General features: G+C 39.9%; 4 protein-coding genes. 1 reads left to right on the top strand and 3 read right to left on the bottom strand.

The genetic code is table 11. The features are described 5' to 3' along the window. The 3 genes from ACLTU0_RS09965 to ACLTU0_RS09955 form a co-directional block, all read right to left on the bottom strand. Positions 1-1,975, bottom strand: a 1,975-nt coding sequence (locus ACLTU0_RS09965; protein WP_412322283.1) for a beta-galactosidase, incomplete at its 3' end; no start/stop codon positions are given. Further along, on the bottom strand, positions 1,972-3,927 hold the full coding sequence (locus tag ACLTU0_RS09960) for a beta-galactosidase (protein ID WP_412322282.1): 1,956 nt from the start codon (positions 3,925-3,927) through the stop codon (positions 1,972-1,974). The genes ACLTU0_RS09965 and ACLTU0_RS09960, both read right to left, overlap by 4 nt. Further along, a complete protein-coding gene (locus ACLTU0_RS09955; protein ID WP_412322281.1) occupies positions 3,927-5,924 on the bottom strand; it encodes a glycosyl hydrolase 115 family protein in 1,998 nt (665 codons plus the stop codon). Before ACLTU0_RS09955 ends, ACLTU0_RS09960 begins: the two co-directional genes overlap by 1 nt. 269 nt (positions 5,925-6,193) lie before the next feature. Here ACLTU0_RS09955 and ACLTU0_RS09950 point away from each other — a divergent pair. Then, a partial coding sequence (locus ACLTU0_RS09950; protein ID WP_412322279.1) for a cupin domain-containing protein occupies positions 6,194-6,806 on the top strand: 613 nt, incomplete at its 3' end.

Genomic DNA, 6,806 nt, shown 5'->3' with positions numbered 1-6,806 from the left:
TTACCATATAACATTCTTTGCCGTAAAGCAATTTACAAGGCACTCGCCACGTCTTACCGTAATAGTAATCATCTGCAACAAGTTCACCATCCGCATAAATTTGCGCCACGTCACCGACATAGTCAATCTCGGCAAATCCGTATCCGCCGTCAACATTTATTTTCTTCCATGTCAGTTCTCTTTCTCCGCCAATGCACAATTCTTCTTTGTACTTCGGCTCAAACGGTGCATTTTCCACGACTGTAATTTCAACATTTGATTGCTTTGCCGACTGAACGATTGTAAGCGTTTCAAATTCACTTCCGTTCCATTTTTGACAAATATATTCACCGTCCTCGACAGAGTGTATTTGTCCGTTTTCCTCATACAAATTACAACCGCCGCCAATATACACCGTTCCGTTTAATTTACGCATATACTTAGCATTTTCAAACGGCACCGTAACAATATTCGCACTGCCTTTGCTGAATTTGTATTCCGCTTTGATATTTGGTATTTCCGCAAAGAAATATGTATCATCGCACTTGCATAACGGCTGTGCTGTCGCATATTCAAGCACACTGTCGCCCATTTTCATATTAAACGGCATAAAGAAACTCACTTCACCCTTTACGTCAATCGGCGGAAACTCAACATTTTCCGCACTTATCACCGCATTTTCAATATCTGCAAGTTCGGTCAATCTCTGATAATGATTTACAAACACAAACCCACTTTTGCCGTTCGTTCTCATACCGTAACGCAAAGAATTTGTATCGTCTACCGCCACCGAATTTGCAGAATCAACCGCAATCATCGGTGCAAATTCTTCGCCGAAATCGTTTACAAACATATGCAGCATATTAAGCAATCCGTACTGTTCTCTGACCTCTCCGTACTCCGACAACGGTGCTTGAAAATCATACGAAAGTATCGGATAATCATTCGGATAGCCTGTCGCCTTTGTTTCGTTAAAAGTTGACAGTTCGCCTATTTTGTTCGTACCGCCGTGATACATATAATAGCCGACAAGATTGTTTCCGTCACCGAGTTTTACAAGTGACACCGCATATATATCCATAGGCTTTATAATCGGTCTGCGGTGATGTGTAACCTCTATACCGCCGCCAAGCTCACACGTTGCGAACGGATAACGCTCATACGGCAGCTGCCAGCCGTCACTCTGAGTTTTTGCGATAAGGTCCGTTCCGATTGCGGAATCGTTTCTCATTCTGTTAAAGAAATAGTGCGGTGACGGCGACAGTCTGTTCATATGATTTTCCCACGGTGCCTCACAATAACCGCCGAATACAGGCATAACCTCATCAACGGGAATTTTCGCACCCGATGCACTGTTCCAGCCCGTAACTGTGTATATAGGTGCAATAAATCCACATTCTACGGCTATTTCTTTAAGTTTTGCCAAATGCTCGGCATTGTCGACAAATTCATTTTCAATCTGTACCGCAATTATGTTTCCGCCGTCCTTGTAGAACAGTCCTTTCACTTCGTTATATATGCTCTGATACCACTTCTTAACAACCGCAAGATATTCTTCGTTGTTGTCACGAAGTTTATAATCCTTTTTCAAAAGCCAATCGGGGAAACCGCCGTTTCTGCACTCGCCGTGTGCCCAAGGGCCTATACGAATTACAACGTCCAAGCCGACATCTTTACATTCTTCGATAAACGCTCTGATGTCATTGTCACCGCCAAAATCCATTTTACCCTCAATTTCTTCGTGGTATATCCAAAACAGATACGTTGAAACAATAGTTATACCGCCGGCTTTCATTTTTGCAAGTTCTCTGTGCCAATTCTCTCTGCTGTATCTCGAAAAATGGAACTCGCCCATAACGCCTATCCAAGGTTTTCCGTTTCGTGTGAAATATCTGCTTGTGACGTTAATTTCTTCGCCTTTCGGATTTTTACCGCCCATATTCAAATGATTTATCAAAAGCGGTTCATCTTTAAATTCTTTAAATTTGTATATCATATACTGCCCTCCAAAAATTGTACTCCGTAACCGTCCAATACTCCGTTAAATTCCAAGCCGTCAAACAGCGACACTCCTTTAATTTTTGTATCAACTTCATTTTCATTGTGATTTAAAATAATTGTGCAGTCATCTCGCTTAACAACCTCCACACCGTTCGGTGTATCAACTGTTTCCACATTCGCCGACTTTGATATAATTCTTACAAGCTCTTTCATTGCGTCATTGTCCAAATCACAGCCTACATAATAAACTCTGCCCTTGCCGTATTCGTTTACTGTCACTGCACTTTCGCCCTTGTAGTATTCACTTCCGTATGTGCATATGGTTTTTGCGGTATCCGGTTTTATTATATCACACCATATTTCCGCACTTCCGCTTACTTCGCCGTATATTTTTACAGGTTTTCTCGGTGCGTCAAATTCAACCGCCTCAATGCCAGCAATTTCCTTGAACACTCCCGGCAGTGCCATTGGTCTTACTCTGTTATATTCATCACGCGTACCGCTCCTAAACGTCAAAACAAGTGTACCGCCGTTTTTGACGTATTCCTTTATTTTTTCCTTCTCTGCGTCTGTGACTATGTTGTACGCAGGCATATACACAATTTTATAATCTTCATATTTGCCGTTTGAAACGGCTGTATTTATGTTCAAATCACAATTTGCCTTGTAAAATGAATACAAGTGATTTTCATAATTATAGTTTTGTGCGTGACGTTTTATATCATGTCCCCATACATTGTCGTACGACTTCACAAGCAATGCATCATACTTATTTTTTGAGCCGACAATATATTTTTCAAGTTTTTGAAGTTCGTGACCTGTCTTTTGAATTTCATAAAAACGTCTTCTCGGCACACCGTCATGGTCAAGTACACCGTACCAATATTGTTCCATACCGAAAAGAGCCGTTCTGAATCTGAAATACACAACGCCCTCGCAGCCGTGTGCGATTGCCTGATATGTCCATAATCTAAGCTGATTGGGACGCGGCGTTGAGCCTAAAATATCCCAACCGGCAGGGCCTGCCTGTTCCTCCATTACAACAAAGTTTTTGTTCTTCGCACCACGCATATTTTCGTGTGCCATAGACACATATTCATATTCGGACGTACCCCATTGATTGTCGGGATAATTGTCCCACGATACAAAATCAAGATCTTTTGACAAATCATACGCGTTTATATCCGAAAAATGTCCCATCAAATTATGAGTTATCGGATTATCGGTATATTTTCTCAAAATATCAATCTGCATTTTCTGATAATTCACCCAAGTGTCAGAAGAAAAACGTCTGAATTCCAAGTCAAGTGCGGGATTGTGCGACCACAAATCGCCGTATGTACCCTCGCACGAATTATATTTCGGAAGTATTATATCGTCAAAAGAATCATAGTTTAAACTCCAGAATATGCTCCCCCATTTTTCGTTTAGATTTTCTATTGTCTGATACCTTTCCTCAAGCCATTTTGCAAAAGCCTTTCGACAATGCTCGCAATAACATCTTGTACTTCCGTGACAGCCGAACTCATTGTCAATCTGCCATGCTATGACGTTTGGATTATCCTTGTAATGTTCAGCCATTTTTTCGGTTATAATTTTCGACTTTTCTATGTAGCTCGGATTGTTTCCGCAGCCTTCACGTCTTGAACCCCAATCCTTTTTTCTGCCGTATTTGTCCCTCTGCACGATGTCATATTTATCCGCAAGCCACTTCGGCGGTGCGGCAGTCGGTGTTCCGAGTATGGTTTTTATACCGTATTCTGCAAGTATCTCTATTGCGTCATCAAGGAATGAAAAATCAAATTCACCCTCTTTTTTCTCAAAAAGTTTCCAAGCAAATTCGCCCATTCTTACAGTGTTAAAACCACCCTTTTGCATAAGTTTAGCTTGACTTTCCCACTCATCTCTGTTCCAATGTTCGGGATAATAGTCTACACCAAATATCATTATTCCATCGACCTCATTTCTTTATAAAGTTCTTCGTCCGTCATATGATTATCCAATACTAATAACAGCATAACCTCTCTGTCCTCGGGCGCATACATCGTTTCGCGATACCATTTGTCATGTCTGATATTATCGCCGAACTCTCTGATAACCCCCATTACCTTTCTTGCCATATACGCGGTATGCTTAATATCCGCCAAACAATCGTTATGATAAAAGCCTTGCCAAACTCCGTTTTCACTGTTACGCATTTCCTTATTCGCCTTGTCAAATAAAACCGCACTGTCACCGCAAAGCAAAAATGCTTCTTTGTAATTTTCCCTTTCAAATTCCTCTATACTGTTGCAAAATTTTATTACGCCGTTTGCACAATAATAATGAATTTTCGCCTGTAACAATACAGTTTCGTCAAAAAGCTGTTTCTCGTTTCCGCTTAGTTTTTCACTCGTCTTTTTGCACATTTCGTAATATGAATTTATCTTGTCAATACCACTTTCGCATATAGCTTTGTAATCTCTCACCTGTCTGTAAAACCCGCCTTTTCCGACAAGCCAATTAAGCGGAGCAATACTGTTTTTATCGTCCTTCACAAACTTATTCACAATAATACGCACATTCTCGGTATAAAACTGTTCACCTGCGTGTTCATCTTCATTTTTACCGAATTTAATCGTTGACTTCGGATATTCCGCAAGGCATTTTGATACGTCATAAGCCGAATTAAAATAATCGTCCGCAAATTCCTTACTGTGACTTTCGTCCGATATATCTTCACCGAACCACTTTTTTCTCACCGCGTCAAGATAATATGTATGCGGTCTGACATTTGAACAGTTGATAACCCAAAAATCATCGCCGCCGTTTTCAAGTACGTCCGATAATTCTCTGTTCACAAAATCAACCGTATTCGGAAGCATTGTTATGTGGTTTGCGGCTTGCAAATCGTAAAACGAAACATGATAATAAATACCCTGTCTGCCGCCGTCTTTAACAGGCATTGACGACACTCGTGCCGTATGATTGTCACGTCGTCTTGTAACCATTTTACCGTAACCGTTATCGGCTTTAACCTTGATAATACCGTCGTCAAGTTCTATATAACCGTCCTTGTAAAGTTCCATTATTTCGCCGTACAGGTTGGTACAAAAAACAGGATTTTTGACGTATTTCTTAACAATATCGCATTGCTTTTTTATAATATTGCTTATCAGCTTACCTCGTTTTTGCGGAGTGTCAAATTGACCGCTCGTGTCGTTACTCCAAAATGGGCAGTCACCCTGTCCTCTAAAGCACAAATTCCAAACAACATTGCAGTCTTTCTGTTCAATTACCGCGTCTTCCCAAAGTTTATAAAAAAGCTCCGACTTTTCCATAAAATTCGCCTCAACGCCCGGATATGCTCTTGCAAAAATCTCCGCACCCAAAGGTTCTGCATGGTGATGAGTAATCCACAATCCCATATCCGCCGCCATTTGTCTGTTCAGTCTTGAATTTTTGTCAGTACCCGGAATTGTCATATTTCCGCCACAACGCAAAAGCGTTTCAAAAGCCATTCTCCAAGGCTCTTTTTTGTCACCGTTGATTTTCCATTTCATCATAAGCACTTCATCATTGAAAAACCAACCGCGATATTTTACCTTTGGTTTCGGTGAATTAATTTTACATTTTTCTATTCTAACACTGTCTTTCTTTTCGATTTTTTGGTCAAGCCAAAACCAAAACGGCTTAATATCAAGATATTTTTCACTTATTTTCAAAAGTGCATACACAAACCCCAAATCGTCCGCCGCACTTATCACGATATTTTCTGCTATATCAATTTTATAACTTTCCTCATCTAATGTATCGTCTTTTTTTAAATGAATATCATTTCCGTTTTCATCACTTGCACCGAAAACCTTTACCATATCACGCTTTAAAATATTAATCGCATTCATAACAGGCTTTGTTTCCGTTTCGGTATGTACCTTCGTATTCAAGTTAAACAAAAAGCTCATTGATTTTGCTCCTTTTCATAAAATCTAATTATACATTACAGCAATTTAATCATATTTTCATCTAATATATTGGTTAAAGCATTGATTATCTTGGCATTGTCTGATATAATGAAAGTGAGCCTGTCGACAAAATGTCGACAGCTCCAAAAATCACATCTTACGATGTAATTTTTGAGTATTTTCTGAGAAAAAATCATAAAGTTCCTCCGAAGTCGAAACTTTAGATTTTAAGCCATTTCTGCCGCACATGTCGCCAGAAATGATTTTTAATGAGGTTAGCACCTCAAGCTCCCCCAAAAAAGGTAAACAAAACCGTTACGGTTTTGTTTACAGAAAGGCAGATTGATATGACAGAGAAAACAGTAAAGATATTTCCGAATATGTATTTCGGTTTAACTCACTGCTACGATGAAGTACCCGACAACAATGATTTCAAGCTTCACAATCACGATGATGTATATGAAATAGTTCTGTTTCTAAGCGGTGATTCTGAATTTTACGCAGAGGGAAATGTGTACAAATTAAAGCCTTACGATATGCTCATAACGCGTCCGTTTGAAATGCACCATATACGTTGTTTGAGTGCGAAGCCGTATGAGAGGATTATTTTGTATCTGTCGACAGAATATTTCAAGCAAAACCGTTGTGAAGAATTTGAAGATATTTTCATAAACCGTCCGCCGGGTACGGGCAACCTAATACCGTCCGACATTGTAAAGGACGATTTGCTAAACCCGATAAACCGCATAAGCGTGTATATCCATAACGGCTCACTCACCGCCGCAAACGGTGTCATTATAGAATTTCTCTATCTTTTGAATACTTCAAAATCGGCAATCTCACCGTCAAAATCAAAAGACAAACGAATAAGCGACATAATTA

The sequence above is a fragment of the Hominilimicola sp. genome (assembly GCF_046972485.1).
In the GTDB taxonomy this organism is placed as follows: Bacteria; Bacillota; Clostridia; order UBA1381; family UBA1381; genus Hominilimicola; species Hominilimicola fabiformis.
This window is presented reverse-complemented; position numbering and strand designations above follow the sequence as displayed.

What these genes read in the sequence shown, in the direction of transcription:
- ACLTU0_RS09955 (WP_412322281.1), bottom strand. Translation starts at nt 5,924, where the DNA reads ATGAGCTTTTTGTTTAACTTGAATACGAAGGTACATACCGAAACGGAA.
- ACLTU0_RS09960 (WP_412322282.1), bottom strand. Translation starts at nt 3,927, where the DNA reads ATGATATTTGGTGTAGACTATTATCCCGAACATTGGAACAGAGATGAG.